Origin of the sequence: Aminobacter sp. P9b (assembly GCF_045345995.1) — a bacterium.
GTDB lineage: Bacteria > Pseudomonadota > Alphaproteobacteria > Rhizobiales > Rhizobiaceae > Aminobacter > Aminobacter niigataensis.
Genome location: NZ_CP150082.1, coordinates 2903907 through 2923370 on the forward strand (window position 1 = coordinate 2903907; position 19464 = coordinate 2923370).

General features: G+C 63.1%; 19 protein-coding genes. 13 read left to right on the top strand and 6 right to left on the bottom strand.

What is annotated here, in order from left to right; all coding sequences use genetic code 11:
* Positions 1–40 precede the first annotated feature (40 nt).
* Positions 41–955: a hypothetical protein gene (locus tag WHT83_RS14230; RefSeq protein WP_406871524.1), complete on the top strand. Its 915-nt coding sequence runs from the start codon at positions 41–43 to the stop codon at positions 953–955.
* A 39-nt stretch (positions 956–994) separates the two neighbouring features.
* On the opposite strand, the gene WHT83_RS14235 is transcribed toward WHT83_RS14230, so the two are convergent.
* A complete protein-coding gene (locus WHT83_RS14235; protein ID WP_406871525.1) occupies positions 995–1645 on the bottom strand; it encodes an FMN-binding negative transcriptional regulator in 651 nt (216 codons plus the stop codon).
* A 14-nt stretch (positions 1646–1659) separates the two neighbouring features.
* On the bottom strand, positions 1660–2334 hold the full coding sequence (locus WHT83_RS14240; RefSeq protein WP_108608424.1) for an alpha/beta hydrolase: 675 nt from the start codon (positions 2332–2334) through the stop codon (positions 1660–1662).
* A gap of 218 nt (positions 2335–2552) precedes the next feature.
* Between WHT83_RS14240 and WHT83_RS14245 the strand changes: the two genes are divergently transcribed.
* The 9 genes from WHT83_RS14245 to WHT83_RS14285 all read left to right on the top strand — a co-directional run bounded on the left by WHT83_RS14245 (position 2553) and on the right by WHT83_RS14285 (position 10330).
* Positions 2553–3716, top strand: a complete 1164-nt coding sequence (locus tag WHT83_RS14245; RefSeq protein WP_406871526.1) for a cysteine desulfurase family protein — start codon at positions 2553–2555, stop codon at positions 3714–3716.
* A 169-nt stretch (positions 3717–3885) separates the two neighbouring features.
* Positions 3886–5403: a Fe-S cluster assembly protein SufB gene (gene sufB / locus WHT83_RS14250; RefSeq protein ID WP_108608422.1), complete on the top strand. Its 1518-nt coding sequence runs from the start codon at positions 3886–3888 to the stop codon at positions 5401–5403.
* Entirely contained in the window at positions 5403–5564 is a 162-nt protein-coding gene (locus tag WHT83_RS14255; protein WP_159091663.1) for a hypothetical protein, read from the top strand. The genes sufB and WHT83_RS14255 overlap by 1 nt, the downstream gene beginning before the upstream one ends.
* 82 nt (positions 5565–5646) lie before the next feature.
* Positions 5647–6402, top strand: a complete 756-nt coding sequence (gene sufC, locus WHT83_RS14260; protein ID WP_108608421.1) for a Fe-S cluster assembly ATPase SufC — start codon at positions 5647–5649, stop codon at positions 6400–6402.
* Between the two features lie 10 nt (positions 6403–6412).
* Positions 6413–7678, top strand: a complete 1266-nt coding sequence (sufD, locus tag WHT83_RS14265; protein ID WP_406871527.1) for a Fe-S cluster assembly protein SufD — start codon at positions 6413–6415, stop codon at positions 7676–7678.
* Positions 7679–7870: 192 nt separating this feature from the next.
* Entirely contained in the window at positions 7871–9112 is a 1242-nt protein-coding gene (locus WHT83_RS14270) for a cysteine desulfurase (protein ID WP_406871528.1), read from the top strand.
* A 5-nt stretch (positions 9113–9117) separates the two neighbouring features.
* The gene (locus WHT83_RS14275) at positions 9118–9516 is read left to right on the top strand and encodes an SUF system Fe-S cluster assembly protein (protein ID WP_406871529.1); all 399 of its coding nucleotides are present in this window, start codon (positions 9118–9120) and stop codon (positions 9514–9516) included.
* A 103-nt stretch (positions 9517–9619) separates the two neighbouring features.
* The gene (sufA, locus tag WHT83_RS14280) at positions 9620–10000 is read left to right on the top strand and encodes a Fe-S cluster assembly scaffold SufA (protein ID WP_108608418.1); all 381 of its coding nucleotides are present in this window, start codon (positions 9620–9622) and stop codon (positions 9998–10000) included.
* A 15-nt stretch (positions 10001–10015) separates the two neighbouring features.
* Positions 10016–10330 carry a TfoX/Sxy family protein gene (locus tag WHT83_RS14285; RefSeq protein WP_406871530.1) on the top strand — a complete coding sequence of 105 codons (315 nt, stop codon included), beginning with the start codon at positions 10016–10018 and terminating at the stop codon, positions 10328–10330.
* A 2-nt stretch (positions 10331–10332) separates the two neighbouring features.
* Here WHT83_RS14285 and WHT83_RS14290 read toward each other — a convergent pair whose 3' ends face one another.
* The 3 genes from WHT83_RS14290 to WHT83_RS14300 all read right to left on the bottom strand — a co-directional run bounded on the left by WHT83_RS14290 (position 10333) and on the right by WHT83_RS14300 (position 12724).
* Positions 10333–10656, bottom strand: coding sequence for a hypothetical protein (locus WHT83_RS14290; protein WP_406871531.1), 324 nt, complete (start codon positions 10654–10656; stop codon positions 10333–10335).
* 182 nt (positions 10657–10838) lie between these two features.
* Positions 10839–11762 carry a pseudouridine-5'-phosphate glycosidase gene (locus WHT83_RS14295; RefSeq protein WP_406873982.1) on the bottom strand — a complete coding sequence of 308 codons (924 nt, stop codon included), beginning with the start codon at positions 11760–11762 and terminating at the stop codon, positions 10839–10841.
* Positions 11763–11782: 20 nt separating this feature from the next.
* A complete protein-coding gene (locus WHT83_RS14300) occupies positions 11783–12724 on the bottom strand; it encodes a carbohydrate kinase family protein (RefSeq protein WP_406871532.1) in 942 nt (313 codons plus the stop codon).
* Between the two features lie 281 nt (positions 12725–13005).
* On the opposite strand from WHT83_RS14300, the gene recA reads away from it, so the two are divergent.
* The 3 genes from recA (at position 13006) to WHT83_RS14315 (ending at position 17991) form a co-directional block, all read left to right on the top strand.
* On the top strand, positions 13006–14097 hold the full coding sequence (recA, locus tag WHT83_RS14305; protein WP_108608414.1) for a recombinase RecA: 1092 nt from the start codon (positions 13006–13008) through the stop codon (positions 14095–14097).
* A gap of 238 nt (positions 14098–14335) precedes the next feature.
* Positions 14336–17002: an alanine--tRNA ligase gene (gene alaS, locus WHT83_RS14310; protein ID WP_406871533.1), complete on the top strand. Its 2667-nt coding sequence runs from the start codon at positions 14336–14338 to the stop codon at positions 17000–17002.
* A gap of 137 nt (positions 17003–17139) precedes the next feature.
* The gene (locus WHT83_RS14315) at positions 17140–17991 is read left to right on the top strand and encodes a GyrI-like domain-containing protein (RefSeq protein ID WP_406871534.1); all 852 of its coding nucleotides are present in this window, start codon (positions 17140–17142) and stop codon (positions 17989–17991) included.
* Between the two features lie 75 nt (positions 17992–18066).
* Here WHT83_RS14315 and WHT83_RS14320 read toward each other — a convergent pair whose 3' ends face one another.
* Positions 18067–19278 (bottom strand): NADP-dependent isocitrate dehydrogenase, encoded by a 1212-nt coding sequence (locus WHT83_RS14320; RefSeq protein ID WP_108608411.1) that lies wholly within the window; start codon positions 19276–19278, stop codon positions 18067–18069.
* Positions 19279–19464: the final 186 nt, after the last annotated feature.

Consider the following 19464-nt stretch of genomic DNA (forward strand, 5'->3'; position numbering starts at 1 on the left):
AGCAGATCACCAACGCGCTGGAAGTGACTGAAGCATGCCCATGACTGACGATAACAAGCCGCTGGCCGCCTATGCCGCTGCGTTCGGTTTCATACTGCTGATGGTGCTTACTGCTGTCTTTTTCGGCGATTCCGAAATCGTGCTGCCGGAAATCGCCGCAATGGCGGTGGCGCTCTGGGCCTGGCGCGAGAAGGGGTGGCTGAGACAGCCCGAAAAGATCTTAATCGTGCCGTCCGTCACTGCAACCATCGGATTTGCAGTCAACCTGCTGGATCAGTCCTTCGTCGTGAAGATCCTGCTGGTGTTGTGCCTGATGCTGGTTGCCATGCGGGCCATCCGCACCAATCTGGCGCCGGCACTTGCGACCGGGTTCCTGCCTGTCGTGACCAACGCCACGCACTACTCCTTCCTGATCGCCATCTTCGTCACCACCTTCGCATTGATGCTGGGCGTCATGCTGTTCAAGCTCAATCGCGGTGTGCCCCGCGAAGCGCCGGTGAAATACCAATACATGCTGGTCTATCTGGCGATGCATCTGGTGTGGATCGCCATCACCGTTCTGGCCGGCTATCCGCACATGGCCATCATTCCGCCGATCACCGTTGTGGTCTACGAGTCCCTGCAGATGCCGATGTATATGCGCAAGATGGCGCTCAAGCAGGTGGCTGTGCTCACACTGTCTGCATTGATCGGCACGGTGCTGTTTCTGGCGCTTGAGAACTGGTTTGTGGTCGCCACCATCGATCTGGCGTTGATCTACGGCTTGCTGCATCTCTTCAAGGCGCGCATCCCTGCAACCTACGCCTTCCCGTTCCTGCCATTTGTCTTTCCGGCGGAATTCGTCCCACAACTGCCCGTCGGCGCGGCAATCGTATCCGTGTTCTTCTTCTCATTGGTGTTGGCGTACAAGACTTATGAAAAGAAGCGGATGGCACAGGTTCCGGCCATGGCCTGACTGGCGCCTTCTGGCGCCTCTGACGAACGGAGGCTGGGCTTAGCTGTCCGTCAGCCCGCCATATTGCCTGACCAGTTGTGCCATCTCGTCGACGGCGCCCTGGTCGGCCTCGATCCCTTCCGCAACGCCGACGCGGTCGCCGAGCGGCCTGTTCTGGCTGACCTTCCATTTGCCGTCGATGCTGGCAATGTCGATCTCAAGCCCGACAATGCCCCTGATCTGGGCGTCGATGTAGGCCTGGGGTGCATCGGTCACCTGCCAAGGTTCCGACCGGCCGGCTTCGTGCGTGGCCGTGAGCCTGGCGATCTGGCCGGCGAGCCAGTCCTTGTCCTCGATCACACGCACCGTGCCGCGCACCTGGACCATTGCGTAGTTCCAGGTCGGCACCACCTTGCCGGTTTCGCGCTTGGTCTCGTACCAGGATGGCGTGATGTAGCTTTCGACGCCCTGGAACACCACCAGCACAGGCACGTCGGGCATTTCGGCCAACAGCCGCCATTGCGGGTTGGCGCGCGCCAGGTGCACCTGCAGCCTGCCGTTCGGCCCGACATCGGCGTCGAGCAGGAACGGCAGCGGATTGGCCACCGGGCCTTCTGCTCCATTGCAGATCAGAAGGCCGAGCGGATGGCTGCGGATCAGCGCATGCAGAACGTCCAGCCGTGTCTCGCGAAACAGCGGAGGTTGATACATGCGCGAAACTCCTCCTAGCGCAGGCGCTTCGGACGCGGGTCCGAAAGCTCGCCGGCGAGACGCCGGTCGAGATACTCGGCGCATTCGTCGATCACCATCTCCGGATCGTTGCCGAAGAAGTGGTTGGCACCCGTCAGCGTCTTCTGCGTGATGGTGATGCCCTTTTGCGTGTGCAGCTTGTCGACCAGACCCTGCACGTCTTTGGGCGGGGCCACCTTGTCGGCGTCGCCATGGATGATCAGGCCCGACGACGGGCAGGGCGCCAGGAACGAGAAGTCGTAGGTGTTCGGCTGCGGCGCGACCGAGATGAAACCTTCGATCTCCGGCCGGCGCATCAGAAGCTGCATGCCGATCCACGCGCCGAAGGAATAGCCCGCGACCCAGCAGCTCTTGGAATCGGGATGCAGCGACTGCACCCAGTCGAGTGCTGCGGCCGCATCCGAAAGCTCGCCCGTGCCATGGTCGAATTCGCCCTGGCTGCGGCCGATGCCGCGGAAATTGAAGCGCAGCGTGGTAAAGTCGCGCTTCTGGAACATGTAGAAGAGGTCGTACACGATCTTGTTGTTCATCGTGCCGCCGAACTGGGGGTGCGGATGCAGGATGATGGCGATCGGCGCGTTCTTTTCCTTGGACGGCTGGTAACGACCTTCCAGGCGACCCGCCGGACCGGTGAAAATGACCTCTGGCATAGAATACTCCACTTGACGCAAAGCCGATGAAACAATCCTGTTGCCAGCCTTGACGCGAGGGACGCGTCTTCTTAGAAGCTAGTTTAGAACTGTTCAAAACTGGGTGGCGAGACCACCTGTTTGGCAAAGCGGGTAGATAGGACGGCTCGCCTTGGAATTTCAAGGAAATTGCGCGTCCCCACACCCAAACGTGATTTGACAGGGCAGATTGAACGGAAATGGCCGGACCGCGCGCCTATCTCGACCACAACGCCAGTGCGCCGCTGCTGCCCGCAGCGCGTGCGGCCGTGGTTGCCGCGCTGGATGTCGCTGCCAATCCGTCGTCCGTGCATAGCGAGGGCAGGGCTGCCCGCAAGATCGTCGAGGATGCCAGGCGCGATGTCGCCGCCCTCGTCGGTGCAAAGGCCGAGCACATCGTTTTCACTTCAAGTGCTACCGAGGCTGCAACGACGCTGCTTTCGCCGGACTGGCGCATTGGCCGCGCAGCGGTCCGCATGTCTCGGCTCTATGTCACCGAGGCCGACCACCCTTGCGTGCTGAACGGCGGGCGCTTTCCTGCCGAGCGGATCACCCGGCTCGGCGTCGACAGCAACGGCATCATCGATCTCATGGCCTTGCAAGCCGCACTCGGCGCGCACGACAAGTCTGAAGGCCTGCCGCTTGTAGCGCTTCACGGCGCAAACAACGAGACCGGCGTCGTTCAGCCCTTCTCAGCCATAGCCGAACTGGTCAAGGCGGCGGGCGGCGTGCTCGTGCTCGACGCGGTCCAGGCTGCCGGGCGCATTCCTCTCGACATATCAGCGGGTTGCGCCGATTACCTGATTCTTTCGTCGCACAAGATCGGCGGCCCCAAGGGCGCCGGCGCCATCGTCGCCATTGCCGACCTGATGATGCCTGTGCCGCTTGTATCGGGCGGCGGCCAGGAAAAGGGCCATCGCGGCGGCACCGAGAACCTGCAGGCGATTGCTGGATTTGGCGCCGCCGCGCGCGACGCCCTGGCGGGCCTCGCCGAGATGGAGCGGGTACGGGCTCTCCGCGACCGCATCGAGGCAACGGTCATCAGGCTTGCCCCCGATGCCGAAATCTTCGGAAAGGCCGTCGAACGGCTTGCCAATACGACATTCTTCGCTATTCCGGGCGTCAAGGCAGAGACGGCACAGATCGCCTTCGATCTCGCGGGCGTCGCCCTCTCGGCCGGTTCCGCCTGTTCGTCGGGCAAAGTCGGTCCCAGCCATGTGCTGAAGGCCATGGGTTTCGCCGACAACCTCGGTGCCCTGCGTGTCTCGATCGGCCGGGATACGACGGAGGCCGACGTGGAGAAATTCGAAACGGCCCTTGCCGCGCTCCTGGCGCGCCGCACGGACCGTACGAAGGCCGCCTAGGCGGCAGATTTGGCCCAAGGGCCAGTGAACGGGTGTATCAGGGGCGTCGCAAGGCGGCCTTCCGGGTGAATTCCCGGAGAGAATGCACTATATGGAACTTACGCCGCTCCAGCGGTGCCATAGTTTGAAAACTGTCGGGCCTTGACCCCGGCGTGGATGGAGAACGCTTATGCCTGCTGTGCAGGAAACGATCGAGCAGGTCCGCAAGATCGACGTGGACCAATACAAGTACGGCTTTGAATCGTTCATCGAGATGGACAAGGCCCCCAAGGGCTTGAGCGAAGACATTGTCCGCTTCATCTCGGCCAAGAAGGGCGAACCGGAATGGATGCTCGAATGGCGCCTCGGCGCCTATCGCCGCTGGCTGACGCTTGACGAGCCGAACTGGGCGCGCGTCGACTACCCCAAGATCGACTTCCAGGACATCTACTACTACGCCGCTCCCAAGAGCACGCCCGGACCGACCTCGCTCGACGAAGTCGATCCCGAGATCCTGAAGGTCTATGAAAAGCTCGGCATTCCGCTCCGCGAGCAGGAAATCCTCGCTGGCGTCGAAAAGACCGTCGATCCGGACCTCGAAGAGGTTGGCGACAATGTCTACAAGTCGGGCCGCGTCGCCGTCGACGCCGTGTTCGATTCGGTTTCGGTGGTCACCACCTTCAAGGAAGAACTGGCCAAGGCCGGCGTCATCTTCTGCTCGATCTCGGAAGCCATCCGCGAGCACCCCGAGTTGGTGAAGAAGTATCTCGGCACCGTGGTGCCGACGACCGACAACTACTACGCGACGCTGAATTCGGCCGTCTTCACCGACGGATCGTTCGTCTTCGTGCCCAAGGGCGTCCGTTGCCCTATGGAGCTGTCGACCTACTTCCGTATCAACGAGAAGAACACCGGCCAGTTCGAGCGCACGCTGATCATCGCCGAGGAGGGGGCCTACGTCTCCTACCTCGAGGGCTGCACTGCACCCCAGCGCGACGAGAACCAGCTTCACGCTGCCGTTGTCGAACTCGTCGCGCTCGACGATGCCGAGATCAAGTACTCGACCGTGCAAAACTGGTACCCGGGCGACGCACAGGGCAAGGGCGGCATCTACAACTTCGTCACCAAGCGCGGCGACTGCCGTGGCGACCGTTCGAAGATCTCGTGGACCCAGGTCGAAACCGGTTCGGCGATCACTTGGAAGTACCCGTCCTGCATCCTGCGCGGCGACGATTCTCGCGGCGAGTTCTATTCGATCGCCGTTTCCAACGGCTACCAGCAGATCGACAGCGGCACCAAGATGATTCATCTCGGCAAGAACACGTCGAGCCGCATCATCTCCAAGGGCATCGCCGCCGGTTTCTCGCAGAACACCTATCGCGGCCAGGTCTCGGCCCATCGCAAGGCCACCAACGCGCGTAACTTCACCCAATGCGATAGCCTGCTGATCGGCAACCAGTGCGGGGCGCATACCGTGCCCTACATCGAGGCCAAGAACGCAACGGCCCAGTTCGAGCACGAGGCGACGACGTCGAAGATTTCCGACGACCAGAAGTTCTACGTCATGCAGCGCGGCATTCCCGAAGAGGAAGCGATCGCGCTGATCGTCAACGGCTTCGTCAAGGAAGTCATCCAGGAACTGCCGATGGAATTCGCCGTCGAGGCGCAGAAGCTCATCGGCATCAGCCTTGAGGGGAGCGTCGGCTGATGGATCCGGTCACGATGGCCTTCTACGCCGTCGTCTGCGGCGGACTTGCGGCGGCGGCGCCGTCGTTTCAGTCGCGTGCCGCACGGCTTGTCGTGGGAACCATCACCGGCATCGTTGCCGCAAGCCTTTTGCCGCTGCTGCGCCGTGTGTTCGGGATCTGAAAATCCCGCGCCGCGTCGGCAACGTCATTGACAGCAATTGCGCCGCCCGCCTCGGCGCCAGATGTGAAGAAAGCTGAAGAGAATGCTTGAGATCAAGAACCTGCATGCCCGCATCGCCGAGAGCGGCACCGAGATCATCCGCGGCCTGAACCTGACCGTGAAGGCTGGCGAAGTCGCCGCCATCATGGGCCCCAACGGCTCGGGCAAGTCGACGCTGTCCTACATCCTCGCCGGTCGCGACGACTACGAGGTGACCGAGGGCGACATCCTCTACAACGGTGAGTCGATCCTGGAGATGGACCCTGCCGAGCGCGCCGCCAAGGGCCTGTTCCTGGCGTTCCAGTATCCGATGGAGATACCCGGCGTCGCCACCATGGAGTTCCTCAAGGTTGCAATGAACTCGCAGCGCAAGGCGCGCGGCGAGGAGCCGCTCAAGGTGCCGGATTTCATCAAGCGCGTGAAGGAAGCAGCGGGCACGCTGGAGATGGACTTCAACATGCTCAAGCGTCCGGTCAATGTAGGCTTTTCCGGCGGCGAGAAGAAGCGCGCCGAGATCCTGCAGATGAAGTTGCTCGAGCCGAAGCTCTGCGTCCTCGACGAGACCGATTCCGGCCTCGACATCGACGCGCTCAAGATCGTTTCGGATGGCGTGAATGCCCTGCGTTCGCCCGACCGCGCCATCATCGTCATCACCCACTACCAGCGCCTGCTCGACCACATCGTGCCGGATACCGTCCACGTGCTCTACAAGGGCCAGGTCATCAAGTCGGGCGACAAGTCGCTGGCGCTCGAGCTCGAAGAGAACGGCTACGCCGGGATCATCGAAGAGGCGGCTTGAGGTGTCGACGATGAACATGCGTGCTGAAATACAGCGTACCCCGGCGGAGGCGGCGATCGTCGACGCCTTCGGCGAGCGGCTCTCGCTCCTGCCCGGCGACGGCGCGGTCATGGTCAAGCGCGACGATGCGATTGAGCAGATCAAGGCCGGCCTGCCGACCCGTCGCGTCGAATCCTGGCACTACACCGACCTGCGTCGTCTTCTGGCCTCCGTGCCGGCCTTCGACGCCAGCGCGGAAGCCAAGCCGATTGCGGCCCTGCTCGAAGGTTCGACCCTGCTTTCGATCGTCAACGGCGTGTCGGCGGCTACGCCTTCCGTTGATGGTGTCACGTTCCAGCGGCTCGGCGACAAGCTCGTCGACGGCAGCTACGCGCCGGCGCTGGTGACCTATGGCAGCGACGACGCTGTCGGCGCACTCAACACTGCCTTCGTTGCCGACGGCTATTTCGTCGACATTGAAGCGGGCACTCAGCTGGAGAAGCCGATCGAGCTGCAGAACGTCCAGGCCGGCGGCCAGAGCCATGTGCGCCTGCCGGTGCGTGTCGGCGCGGGCGCTAAGGCGACCATCGTCGAGCGCCAGACCGGTGAGGGCGCAGGGTTGGTCAGTTCGGTCAGCCAGTTGCTGCTGGGCGACGACGCCGAGGTGCTGTGGCTGATCGTCCAGGACCAGCCGGAGACGGCGACTCATCTCGCCCAGTTCAAGGCCGAGCTCGGCAAGAATGCCAAGCTTACCCTGTTCGTCATGAACGCCGGCGGCAAGCTGGTTCGCCAGGAAGTCATCGTCAAGGCGGCCGGCGAGGGCGCCGATTTCAAGTTGCGCGGCGTCAACCTGCTTTCCGGCGAAAGCCATGTCGACGTGACCATGGTGCTCGACCACACGGTGCCGCACACAAGTTCGACCGAGGTGGTGCGCAACGTCGTCACCGGCCGGGCCAAGGGCGTGTTTCAGGGTCGCATCAACGTCCACCAGATCGCCCAGAAGACCGACGCGCGCATGGCCTGCAACACGCTGCTGCTCTCCGACGACGGCGAGTTCTCGACCAAGCCCGAGCTCGAAATCTTCGCCGACGACGTCGCCTGCGGCCACGGCGCGACCGTCACCGAGATCGACCGCAACCACCTGTTCTATCTGATGGCGCGCGGTGTCGACGAAAAGACCGCCCGCGGTCTTCTGGTCCGGGCGTTCCTGGCCGAAGTCATCGAGGAACTCGAAGACGAAACGGTCGTCGAGCCGCTGGAAGAGCTGCTGAGCAACTGGTTTGCGACGCATGGGTAAGTAGTGGCAATTAGCCCCCTCATCCGGCCGCTTACGCGGCCACCTTCTCCCCGCCGGGGAGAAGAGGGAGCCAAGACCTCGGAAGTACCGCCTTTAACTGGCGCAAGCGTCTCCAATCTCCTCTCCCCTCGGGGAGAGGTCGGCCAAGCGAAGCAGAGGCTGGGTGAGGGGGCGTTGGAAAGAGAAGACGCGATGGACAAGAAAGTCGAAGACAGCACCTACGACGTCGAGGCGATCCGCCGCGATTTCCCGATCCTGTCGCGCGAGGTCTACGGCAAGCCGCTCGTCTATCTCGACAACGGCGCCTCGGCCCAGAAGCCGCAGGTGGTGATCGACACCATCGCCAACGCCTATTCCAACGAATACGCCAACGTCCACCGCGGCCTGCATTTCCTGTCCAATGCCGCGACCGACGCCTACGAAAAGGCGCGCGAGAGCGTTCGCCGCTTCCTCAACGCGCCGAACGTCGACCAGATCGTCTTCACCTCCAATGCCACCTCGGCGATCAACACCGTCGCCTATGGCTACGGCATGCCCAATATCGGCGAAGGCGACGAGATCGTGCTGTCGATCATGGAGCACCACTCCAACATCGTGCCGTGGCATTTCATCCGCGAACGCCAGGGCGCCAAGCTGGTCTGGGTGCCGGTCGACGATCTCGGCGCCTTCCACATCGAGGAATTCGAAAAGCGCCTGACCGACCGCACCAGGCTGATCGCCGTCACGCACATGTCGAATGCGCTCGGCACCGTGACGCCGATCAAGGAGATCTGCCGCATTGCGCGCGCGCGCGGCATCCCCGTGCTGGTCGACGGCAGCCAGAGCGCGGTCCACATGCCGGTCGACGTCCAGGATCTCGACTGCGACTTCTTCGTCATGACCGGCCACAAGCTCTACGGTCCCTCAGGCATAGGTGTGCTCTACGGCAAGCGCGAGCTGCTTGAGCGCATGCGTCCCTTCCACGGCGGCGGCGAAATGATCGTCGAGGTCACAGAGGACGTCGTCACCTACAACGAGCCGCCGCACCGCTTCGAGGCCGGCACGCCGCCGATCGTCCAGGCTATCGGCCTGGGTGCTGCGCTCGACTACATGGACAGTATCGGCCGCGAGCGCATCGCCGCGCATGAAGCGATGCTGCGCGACTACGCCCATGAGCGGCTGCGCGCCATCAACTCGCTGCGCATCTTCGGCGATGCGCCCGGCAAGGGCGCCATCGTCTCCTTCGAGCTGCAGGGCATCCACGCTCACGACGTGTCGATGGTCATCGACCGCCAGGGCGTCGCCGTGCGTGCCGGCACGCACTGCGCCCAGCCGCTGTTGAAACGCTTCGGCGTAACCTCCACATGCAGGGCATCCTTCGCCATGTACAATACGAAGGCCGAGATTGACGTCCTGGCCGAAGCGCTTGAAAAAGCGCGTAAATTCTTCGGGTGAGCACCATGGAAGACGTTATCGCCGCCACAATTGACGACACCGCGCCGGAAACGGCGGGCAAGGGAATCGTTTCGGCCTCGGCCATCCCAGCCGCCGAGCTGGCGCGGCTGACCGACGACATCGTTTCGGCGCTGAAGACGGTCTACGACCCGGAAATCCCCGCCGACATCTACGAGCTCGGCCTGATCTACAAGATCGACATCGAGGACGACCGCACCGTCAAGATCGACATGACGCTGACCGCGCCCGGCTGCCCGGTCGCCGGCGAAATGCCCGGGTGGGTGCAGAACGCCGTCGGCGCCGTCGAAGGTGTCTCGGGCGTCGAGGTCAACATGACCTTCGATCCACCATGGACCCCCGACCGTATGTCGGAAGAGGCCCAGGTCGCGGTGGGGTGGTATTGAGCCAAGCGACGGTGGTGCTTGCATGGACATGCAATCTTCACCATCTTAGCTCTGGAATGAGTCATTCCCCGGGCCTTGAACCCGGCGACGAATGGAGACTGGAATGGGACGCTTCGCCGTCATCTCAATGACCGACCGGGCCGCCGACCGCGTGCGCGAGATCATGGCCACGCGCGAAAACGCGCAGGGCATTCGTCTTGGCATCAAGAAGGGCGGCTGCGCCGGCATGGAATACACGGTCGACCTGGTGACCGAGCCGAACCCCAAGGACGACCACATCGAGCGCGATGGCGCCCATGTCTATGTCGCGCCTGAGGCGGCACTCTTCCTGTTCGGCACCGAGATGGATTTCGAGATCACCACGCTGCGCACCGGCTTCACCTTCTCCAATCCGAACCAGAGTTCGGCCTGCGGCTGCGGCGAATCCGTCGAACTCAAGCCCGCCGACCTCAAGGCGCTCGCCGAAGCGCGCGCGCAGGTCTGACAGACGAGCTCACCAATGAGCGACGAAGCCATCCGCGAGACCTTCTCCGGCCTTGGCGAAATCACGATCCGGAAAATGTTTGGCGGCAAGGGCATATATTGCGACGGCCTGATCGTCGGCGTCGAGGTGCGCGGCGAGATGATGCTCAAGGCCGATGCGGTGAGTGCGCCGGGTTTCGAGGCTGCCGGCGCGAAGCGCTGGACCGATGCCGGCGGCAGACCGGTGAACATGCCTTACTGGACCATTCCCGACAGTGCGATCGACGATCCCGACGAACTGGCCGCCTGGACGCGCAAGGCCTATGAGGCAGCACTCCGTACCAGGAAGTAGTGCTACATCGCATCGGGCGGCACGAAGAAGCAGTTCTCATGCTCTTCCGTCGGATGCAGGCAGATGTGGAATTGGCCGTCCCGAGACGGAATTTCCGAGCCGTAGGGCACGAAATAGCGGTTTCGGTGCGTAACCTTGCGATGATCGCCGGGATCGAGGACGACCGTCCAGCCGCCGCCGCGTTCCAGAACGGCGCTTCCCGGTATGCTCTGGCAGTCGCCGTCGACGGCATCGCCCTGGCAGCAGGCCGGTGGGTAGGTCCAGCCCGAGGCTGTTTGATGCGCGCCCGACTGCGGTGTGCCGGCGACAGTGGCGATTACCAGCAAAGCGCATCTCTGGCTCCGCCATCGCGGCGGATTCCGCTGCCTGCAAGCGTGGGGACCGAAAGGCATCGCGCCCCCCATCAGTCGACCCGCCTCTGCGGGTCGACCAATTCTACGACGGCTGTCGCGGTTTTTATATTAGCTAATACTAATTAGATAGAGGCGTGGTACTGGCCATCGGACTTTCAGCGGCCCAGCGAAATCGCGATCTTGGCCGCAAGCCGCGCGTTGTTTTCCACCAGCGCGATATTGGTCTTGAGGCTGGCGCCGTGGGTCAGCTCCAGGATCTTGGCCAGCAGGAACGGCGTCACCGCCTTGCCCGAGATGTTCTGGGCCTCGGCCGCCTTTTGCGCGGCCTCGATATAGCCGGCCATCCTTTCGGTCGGGATCTCGTCGCTCTCGGGCACGGGATTTGCGACCAGCAGGCCACCATCGAGGCCAAGTGCTTCGCGCGTCTGGTATAGGCGGGCGATCTTTTCCGCCGCGTCGAGCCTCAGTGGCGCCGCATAGGGCGACTTGCGCGACCAGAACGCCGGCACGATGTCGGAGCCATAGGCGACAACCGGCACGCCGCGCGTCTCCAGCACTTCCAGTGTCTTTTCGATGTCGAGGATGGCCTTGGCGCCGGCCGAGACCACGATGACGGGCGTGCGCGCCAACTCGTCGAGGTCGGCGGAGATGTCAAAGCTCTTTTCGGCGCCCTTGTGCACGCCGCCGATGCCGCCGGTGGCGAACACCTTGATGCCGACGAGATGCGCCGCAATCATCGTCGCTGCCACCGTCGTGCCACCGGTCCGGCCTTCGGCGACCGCATAGGCCATGTCGGCGCGCGACAGCTTCATGGCGCCGCCGGTCATCGCCAACGACTCGCGCTCGCCGTCGGACAGGCCGATCTTGATGCGGCCGTTGACCACCGCGATGGTTGCCGGCACCGCACCTTCGTCGGTGATGATCTTCTCTACATTCGCCGCCATCGCGCTGTTGTCGGGATAGGGCATGCCATGGGTGATGATGGTGCTTTCGAGCGCCACGACCGCCTTGCCTGCGGCGAGCGCGGCTGCAACGGGGGCGTGGATATCGATGAAGGGGCGGGCGGTTTCTGGCGTCATGGTGATCTCCTTGGTCCGCGTCATGCCATTTCCCGGGCTTGCGGCACAAGGGCCAGCACCTCGTCGAAGGCTGCTTGGCCGAGTTCCGGTACGGCAGATGGGCTCTCGATCGCCAGTATGGCGGCGGCGATGCCTTGTCTCAATGCGCTTGCCAGCCCTTCGCCGCGCAGCAAGGCGACCGTAGTCGTACCCGCCAGCGCGTCACCGGCGCCGGTGACGTCGACGACCTGGCGCGGTGCCGGCGGGGCGATCATCGAAAGCCCTTCGGCGTCATAGGCAAAGACCGCGCTGCCGCCGGCAGTGACGACGCCGCGCCCGAGGCCCGCGGCGCGCAGCCCTTCCACGATCTCGGTCGCGTCGGCGTCCGCATCGGTTCCCGCAAGCACCGCCGCCTCGCGCCGGTTCATGAACAGGCACGACAGCCTGTCGAGGATTGGCACCATCCGCACCGCCTTTGCCGGCGATATGGCGATGGCAAACAGCGGCACCGCGCCGGCTGCTTCCGCCAGGCGCCAAAGTGCCGCCTCTGGCAGGTTGGCGTCGCAGAGCACGGCATCGGTGGCGGCGATCGCCTCCAGCACCTTGGCGCGCCGCATCTGCTTGGGGAAGGCCAGTTCGTACAGTCCCATGTCGGCAAGCGCGGCTACGACATCGCCGTTACGGTCGAGCAATGCCGTGTAGCTCGGCGTCGCGCGGTCGAGAAAGACCGACGACAGGTCCGAGATGCCATTGGCCCCGATTTCCGCTGCCACCGCCTCGCCGGCGGCATCGCCGCCCCGCACCGACATCAACGAACCAGCCGCTCCCCGCCGGACCGCACCGCGCAGCGCGTTGAAGGCTCCGCCGCCGACCTCCTCGCTCATCGCCCCGGGGATCGAGGCCCCCGGCACGAAGGGAGCGGACATCCGCCCGCGACGGTCGACATGGGCGCCGCCGATGGCGAGGATTCTGGGTGACTTCATGCTTGGCTGTCCGGTGGGCGTTTAACGCGGCGAACTTAGTGTTCCATGCGAGAGGCGGCAACCGCCCGCGATTCGCCAAGACGGGTTTTGCCGGGCAACGGGCTATTTGGCCCATGCGGCATATGATTATACACAGTTTGAAAACAAAAAAAGAACATGGCAAGAAATGTCATTTTATTTCAATATGTTGGCCGCTCTTGCCAAATGTGAACAAAACCGGTACAAATTTATATCGGCATCGGACAGTCCGGCCTTCATTGACGACTACGGGGTGATGTATCATGGCTCAGAATTCATTGCGGCTTGTAGAGGAAAATTCGGTGGACAAATCCAAGGCTCTGGACGCGGCGCTGTCGCAGATCGAACGCGCCTTCGGCAAGGGCTCGATCATGCGTCTCGGTGCCAATGAGCAGGTTGTCGAGATTGCTACAGTCTCCACCGGCTCGCTCGGTCTCGACATCGCGCTCGGTGTCGGCGGCCTGCCGCGCGGACGCATCGTTGAAATCTATGGTCCAGAAAGCTCGGGCAAGACGACGCTTGCTCTCCACACCGTTGCTGAAGCCCAGAAAAAGGGCGGCATCTGCGCTTTTGTCGATGCCGAGCACGCGCTCGATCCGGTCTATGCCCGCAAGCTTGGCGTCGATCTGGAAAACCTGCTGATCTCGCAGCCCGACACCGGCGAGCAGGCGCTGGAAATCTGCGACACGCTGGTGCGCTCCGGCGCCATCGACGTGCTGGTCGTCGACTCGGTGGCGGCATTGACGCCGCGCGCCGAAATCGAAGGCGAGATGGGCGAGTCTTTGCCCGGCCTGCAGGCCCGCCTGATGAGCCAGGCGCTGCGCAAGCTGACCGCTTCGATCTCGCGCTCCAACACCATGGTCATCTTCATCAATCAGATCCGCATGAAGATCGGCGTCATGTACGGTTCGCCCGAAACGACGACCGGCGGCAACGCGCTCAAGTTCTATGCCTCGGTCCGCCTCGACATCCGCCGCATCGGCTCGGTCAAGGACCGCGACGAGGTCGTCGGCAACCAGACCCGCGTCAAGGTGGTCAAGAACAAGCTGGCGCCGCCCTTCAAGCAGGTCGAGTTCGACATCATGTACGGCGAGGGCGTTTCCAAGACCGGCGAACTCGTCGATCTCGGCGTCAAGGCGGGTGTTGTCGAGAAATCGGGCGCCTGGTTCTCCTACAATTCGCAGCGTCTGGGGCAGGGACGTGAGAACGCCAAGCTATTCCTGCGCAACAATCCCGACGCGGCGCGCGAAATCGAACAGCTGCTCAGGCAGAATGCCGGGCTGATCGCCGAGAAGTTCCTCGAGAACGGCTCACGCGAAGAAGATGACGGCGAGGACGAAGCCGGGGCGATGTAACAGCGCCCAGGGCTGGATCGATAAGGTCCAAGGACAGTCAATCCATGCGACCGCTGGCCATCGTGCCGGCGGTTTGCGCTTGTGCAGCCGGCTTTGACCATCCGGGCGGCGGAATTGCGGGCTTTTGCCGGTCCGGGGTTTCTGGACAGTGTTAAGGTGGGCCGCTAAAAGGCCAGTTCCAATTTCCGCCTGCAAGGGTGGGAAGCATCTGTCCAGGGCGGCGATCAAAGGCGGCAATATGAGTGGCGTGAACGAGATCCGGTCGACATTTCTCGACTACTTCAAAAAGAACGGGCACGAGGTGGTGGCCTCAAGTCCGCTCGTGCCGCGCAACGACCCGACCTTGATGTTCACCAATGCCGGTATGGTGCAGTTCAAGAACGTCTTCACGGGCCTCGAGACGCGTTCCTATTCGCGTGCCGCGACCGCCCAGAAGAGCGTACGCGCCGGCGGCAAGCACAACGATCTCGACAATGTCGGCTACACCGCCCGCCATCTCACCTTCTTCGAAATGCTCGGCAATTTCTCGTTTGGCGACTATTTCAAGGAGCGCGCCATCGAGCTCGCCTGGAATCTGATCACCAAGGAATACGGGCTGAACAAGGACAAGCTGCTCGTCACCGTCTACCACACCGACGACGAGGCGGCCGGCTACTGGAAGAAGATCGCCGGCTTCTCCGATGACCGCATCATCCGCATCGCCACGTCGGACAATTTCTGGGCCATGGGCGATACCGGTCCTTGCGGACCGTGCTCCGAGATATTCATCGATCGCGGCGACCACATCTGGGGCGGACCTCCCGGCAGCCCCGAGGAGGATGGCGACCGTTTCCTCGAATTCTGGAACCTCGTCTTCATGCAATACGAGCAGGTGACGAAGGAGGAGCGCATCGACCTGCCGCGGCCATCCATCGACACCGGCATGGGCCTAGAGCGCATGGCCTCGATTCTGCAGGGCGTCGAGACCGTATTTGAGACCGATCTGTTCCGCCATCTCATCGACGCGGCGTCTTCGGCGATCGGTCGTGGGCCGGATGCAAGCAATGTCGGCTCCTACCGCGTGATCGCGGATCACCTGCGCTCATCCTGCTTCCTCGTGGCCGACGGCGTGCTGCCGTCGAACGAAGGACGCGGCTATGTGCTCCGCCGCATCATGCGCCGCGCCATGCGCCATGCGCAATTGCTCGGCGCCAACGAACCGCTGATGTGGAAGCTGGTGCCGGCGCTGGTGCGCGAGATGGCCCAGGCCTATCCCGAGCTCGGACGCGGCGAAGCGCTCATCACCGAGACTCTGAAGCTCGAGGAAACCCGCTTCCGCAAGACGCTGGCGCGCGGCCTCGGCTTGCTGGCTGACGCCACCGAGACACTCGGCTCCGGTGACATGCTCGACGGCGAGACCGCATTCAAGCTCTACGACACCTACGGCTTCCCGCTCGACCTGACCCAGGACGCGTTGCGCCAACGCCACATTTCGGTCGACCTCGAAGCTTTCAACGCGGCCATGGCCCGCCAGAAGGCCGAGGCCCGTGCCAATTGGGCCGGTTCCGGCGAAGCTGCGACCGAGACGGTCTGGTTCGGCGTCAAGGACAGGAATGGCGCCACCGAGTTCCTCGGCTACGAGACAGAGCAGGCCGAAGGCGTGGTCCTGACGCTCATCAAGGACGGCGCCGAAGTCGCAAATGCCGCGGCAGGGGACACCGTCGCCATCATCGTCAACCAGACGCCCTTCTATGGCGAATCTGGCGGCCAGATGGGCGACACCGGCACGATGTCGGGCGAAGGTTTCGTCATTGAGGTGACCGACACGCAGAAGAAGGCGGACGGCCTCTTCGTCCATTACGGCAAGGTGACCAGCGGCAAGCTCAAGACAGGTGCTGTCGTCGAGCTGAAGGTTGACCATGCGCGCCGCACGCGCCTGCGCTCGAACCACTCGGCAACCCACCTCATCCACGAGGCCCTGCGCGAGGTGCTTGGCACCCATGTGGCGCAGAAGGGATCGCTGGTCGCGCCCGAGCGCCTGCGCTTCGACATCTCGCACAACAAGCCGATTTCGGCGGAAGAGCTCGAACAGGTCGAGCGCATGTCGAACGAGATCGTTGTCCAGAACAGCCCGGTTACGACCCGCCTGATGAGTGTCGACGACGCCATCGCCGAGGGCGCGATGGCGCTGTTCGGCGAGAAGTACGGCGACGAGGTTCGTGTGGTCTCGATGGGCACCGGCCTGCACGGCGCCAAGGCCAACCGGCCCTATTCGGTCGAGCTCTGCGGCGGCACGCATGTGTCCGCCACCGGCGACATAGGCCTCGTGCGCATCGTCTCCGACAGCGCGGTGGCTGCCGGCGTCCGCCGCATCGAAGCACTCACCGGCGAAGCCGCCCGCCGCCATCTCGACGAGCAGGATCGCCGTCTGAAGGCTGTTGCAGCATCGCTCAAGGTTGCGCCCGCCGACGTGCTGGCGCGGGTCGAAGCACTTGTCGAGGAACGCAAGAAGCTGGAGCGCGAACTTACCGAGGCGCGCAAGAAGCTGGCCCTCGGCGGCTCCAACGGTGGTGGTGCCGCCGATGAAGGCGAGACCGTCGCCGGCGTCAATTTCCTCGGCAAGGTGGTGTCGGGCGTATCGCCGAAGGACCTCAAGCCGCTGGCCGATTCCGGCAAGGCCTCGCTCGGTTCGGGCGTGGTGGTGTTCGTCGGTGCGGGCGACGACGGCAAGGCAAGCGTCGTTGTCGCGGTCACCGACGACCTGACCAAGCGTTTCAGCGCGGTCGAGCTGGTGCGCGTCGCCTCCGCGGCCCTTGGCGGCCAGGGTGGCGGCGGCCGTGCCGACATGGCCCAGGCCGGCGGCCCCGACGCCACCAAGGCAGCCGATGCGATTGCCGCGGTCAAGGCGGCAATGGCCGCTGCCTGACCGCCCGCCGAAAGAAGATATGAAAAAGGCCCGCTTCGGCGGGCCTTTTTTGTTGCAGCCGCGCCGTCGCAAGTCAGCAGGATTTGTCAAATCCATCTATGGTTTTTTCCAGCCGATCGATTTGCATGAGGCTAGGCGTGAACGGTGAGACGGCATGGGCGGTCTATGAAGACCGCCTGAAAAGGGTATCGAACCATATCTACGCGCACCTCGACGAGGAGCTGGATATGGAGCGCCTTGCCGAGATCGCCTGCCTGTCGAGCTATCACTGGCATCGGATCTATCGCGCCATCTACGGCGAAACGCTTGCCGCCACGGTCAAGAGACTGCGGCTGCACCGTGCCGCCGGCGACATCGTCGGTAGCGATCTGCCTGTCGGTGAAATTGCAAAGCGGTCTGGCTATCCCAATGTCCAGTCGTTCAACCGCATCTTCAAGGCCGCCTACGGCATGCCGCCGGCGCGCTACCGGAAACAGGGAAGCCACACGCTCTTTGACCCGCAATCAAACGGAAAGGCTCCCCATATGTTCGATGTGGCAATTCGCAAGATCCCCGAGGTGCATCTGGTCGGTGTCGCTCACACCGGCTCCTACATGCAGATCGGCAAGGCGTTCGAGGAACTGTTCGGCACGCTCTATGCCCGGGGCCGCGCCCGGCCCGAAATGCGCATGATCGGTGTCTATCTCGACGATCCCGACATCGTCGCGGCCGACAAGCTGCGTTCCTATGCCTGCGTCACAGCCGATGCCACAACGCCTGCGGAGGCGCCGCTCGAACGCCGGACGGTCGACGGCGGTGACTATGCCGTGCTGCGCCACAAGGGTCCTTATGCCGAGATGCACAAGGCCTACCAGTGGCTCTATGCCGAGTGGCTGCCCAAATCGGGCCGTGAGTTGCGCGACACGGTGATGTTCGAGGAATACGTCAACAACCCGCGCGACGTGCCGCCGGCCGAACTTCTGACCGACATTCATTTGCCGTTGGCATGAACGCGCGCCTCCTCCGCCAACAAGAAAGGCCCCGGATCGTTCCGGGGCCTTTCTTGTTTCAGAACCGCGAGCAGATCAGCCCACGGCCTTCTGCAGGTTCTCGTCAATCTTGTCGAGGAAACCGGTGGTCGACAGCCAGGGCTGGTCCGGACCGATCAGCAGCGACAGGTCCTTGGTCATGTAGCCGCTTTCGACGGTCTGGATGCAGACGCGCTCCAGCGTCTCGGCGAACTTCTTAAGTTCGGCGTTGTCGTCGAGCTTGGCACGGTGCGCCAGGCCACGGGTCCAGGCGAAGATCGAGGCGATCGAGTTGGTCGAGGTTTCCTCGCCCTTCTGGTGCTGGCGATAGTGGCGGGTCACGGTGCCGTGGGCGGCTTCCGCTTCCACCGTCTTGCCGTCCGGTGTCATCAGCACCGAGGTCATAAGGCCGAGCGAGCCGAAGCCCTGCGCGACCGTATCGGACTGCACGTCGCCGTCATAGTTCTTGCAGGCCCAGACATAACCGCCCGACCATTTCAGGCTCGAAGCCACCATGTCGTCGATCAGGCGGTGTTCGTACCAGAGCTTGCGTGCCTTGAACTCGGCCTCGAATTCCTTCTCGTAGACGTCCTGGAAGATGTCCTTGAAGCGGCCGTCATAGGCCTTGAGGATGGTGTTCTTGGTCGACAGATAGACCGGATAGTTGCGCAGCAGGCCGTAGTTGAGCGAGGCGCGGGCGAATTCGCGGATCGACTCGTCGAGATTGTACATAGCCATCGCCACGCCGGCGCCCGGCGCGTCGAACACGTCGTGCTCGATCACCTGGCCGTCGTCGCCGACGAACTTGATCGTGAGCTTGCCCTTGCCGGGGAACTTGAAATCGGTCGCTTTGTACTGGTCGCCGAAGGCGTGGCGGCCGACGATGATCGGCTTGGTCCAGCCCGGCACCAGGCGCGGCACGTTCTTCATGATGATCGGCTCGCGGAAGATGGTGCCGCCCAGGATGTTGCGGATCGTGCCGTTGGGCGACTTCCACATCTTCTTGAGCTTGAACTCTTCGACGCGCTGCTCGTCGGGCGTGATGGTGGCGCACTTCACGCCGACGCCGTGCTTGTTGATGGCGTTGGCGGCGTCGATCGTCACCTGGTCGTTGGTGGCGTCGCGGTGCTCGATGCCGAGGTCGTAATATTCCAGGTCGAGATCGAGATAGGGGTGGATCAGCTTGTCCTTGATGAACTGCCAGATGATGCGGGTCATCTCGTCGCCGTCGAGTTCGACGACGGGCTTGGCCACCTTGATCTTCGCCATTTGGAAAATGCCTCTTCTTGCCTGGAACCAGCCGGTCCCGGAGGGTTCACGATTGGGAGTGCGGCCCCTATACCAAAGCGAATCGGACGGCGCAAATGATTGCGATTGCGACCTTCGGCCTGTTTGCTGACATTGTATGAACTACCCCGCATGCGACTTCAGCGGTCGCAGATGTCAGGCTCATTT

Bases quoted from the DNA above. Each gene is read 5' to 3' on its own strand.
- WHT83_RS14245 (WP_406871526.1), top strand. From the start codon at position 2,553: ATGGCCGGACCGCGCGCCTATCTCGACCACAACGCCAGTGCGCCGCTG.
- WHT83_RS14255 (WP_159091663.1), top strand. From the start codon at position 5,403: ATGGATCCGGTCACGATGGCCTTCTACGCCGTCGTCTGCGGCGGACTT.
- WHT83_RS14320 (WP_108608411.1), bottom strand. From the start codon at position 19,278: ATGGCGAAGATCAAGGTGGCCAAGCCCGTCGTCGAACTCGACGGCGAC.
- sufB (WP_108608422.1), top strand. From the start codon at position 3,886: ATGCCTGCTGTGCAGGAAACGATCGAGCAGGTCCGCAAGATCGACGTG.
- WHT83_RS14230 (WP_406871524.1), top strand. From the start codon at position 41: ATGACTGACGATAACAAGCCGCTGGCCGCCTATGCCGCTGCGTTCGGT.
- WHT83_RS14240 (WP_108608424.1), bottom strand. From the start codon at position 2,334: ATGCCAGAGGTCATTTTCACCGGTCCGGCGGGTCGCCTGGAAGGTCGT.
- alaS (WP_406871533.1), top strand. From the start codon at position 14,336: ATGAGTGGCGTGAACGAGATCCGGTCGACATTTCTCGACTACTTCAAA.
- WHT83_RS14275 (WP_406871529.1), top strand. From the start codon at position 9,118: ATGGAAGACGTTATCGCCGCCACAATTGACGACACCGCGCCGGAAACG.
- sufA (WP_108608418.1), top strand. From the start codon at position 9,620: ATGGGACGCTTCGCCGTCATCTCAATGACCGACCGGGCCGCCGACCGC.
- WHT83_RS14300 (WP_406871532.1), bottom strand. From the start codon at position 12,724: ATGAAGTCACCCAGAATCCTCGCCATCGGCGGCGCCCATGTCGACCGT.
- sufD (WP_406871527.1), top strand. From the start codon at position 6,413: ATGAACATGCGTGCTGAAATACAGCGTACCCCGGCGGAGGCGGCGATC.
- recA (WP_108608414.1), top strand. From the start codon at position 13,006: ATGGCTCAGAATTCATTGCGGCTTGTAGAGGAAAATTCGGTGGACAAA.
- WHT83_RS14295 (WP_406873982.1), bottom strand. From the start codon at position 11,762: ATGACGCCAGAAACCGCCCGCCCCTTCATCGATATCCACGCCCCCGTT.
- WHT83_RS14285 (WP_406871530.1), top strand. From the start codon at position 10,016: ATGAGCGACGAAGCCATCCGCGAGACCTTCTCCGGCCTTGGCGAAATC.
- WHT83_RS14235 (WP_406871525.1), bottom strand. From the start codon at position 1,645: ATGTATCAACCTCCGCTGTTTCGCGAGACACGGCTGGACGTTCTGCAT.
- WHT83_RS14270 (WP_406871528.1), top strand. From the start codon at position 7,871: ATGGACAAGAAAGTCGAAGACAGCACCTACGACGTCGAGGCGATCCGC.
- sufC (WP_108608421.1), top strand. From the start codon at position 5,647: ATGCTTGAGATCAAGAACCTGCATGCCCGCATCGCCGAGAGCGGCACC.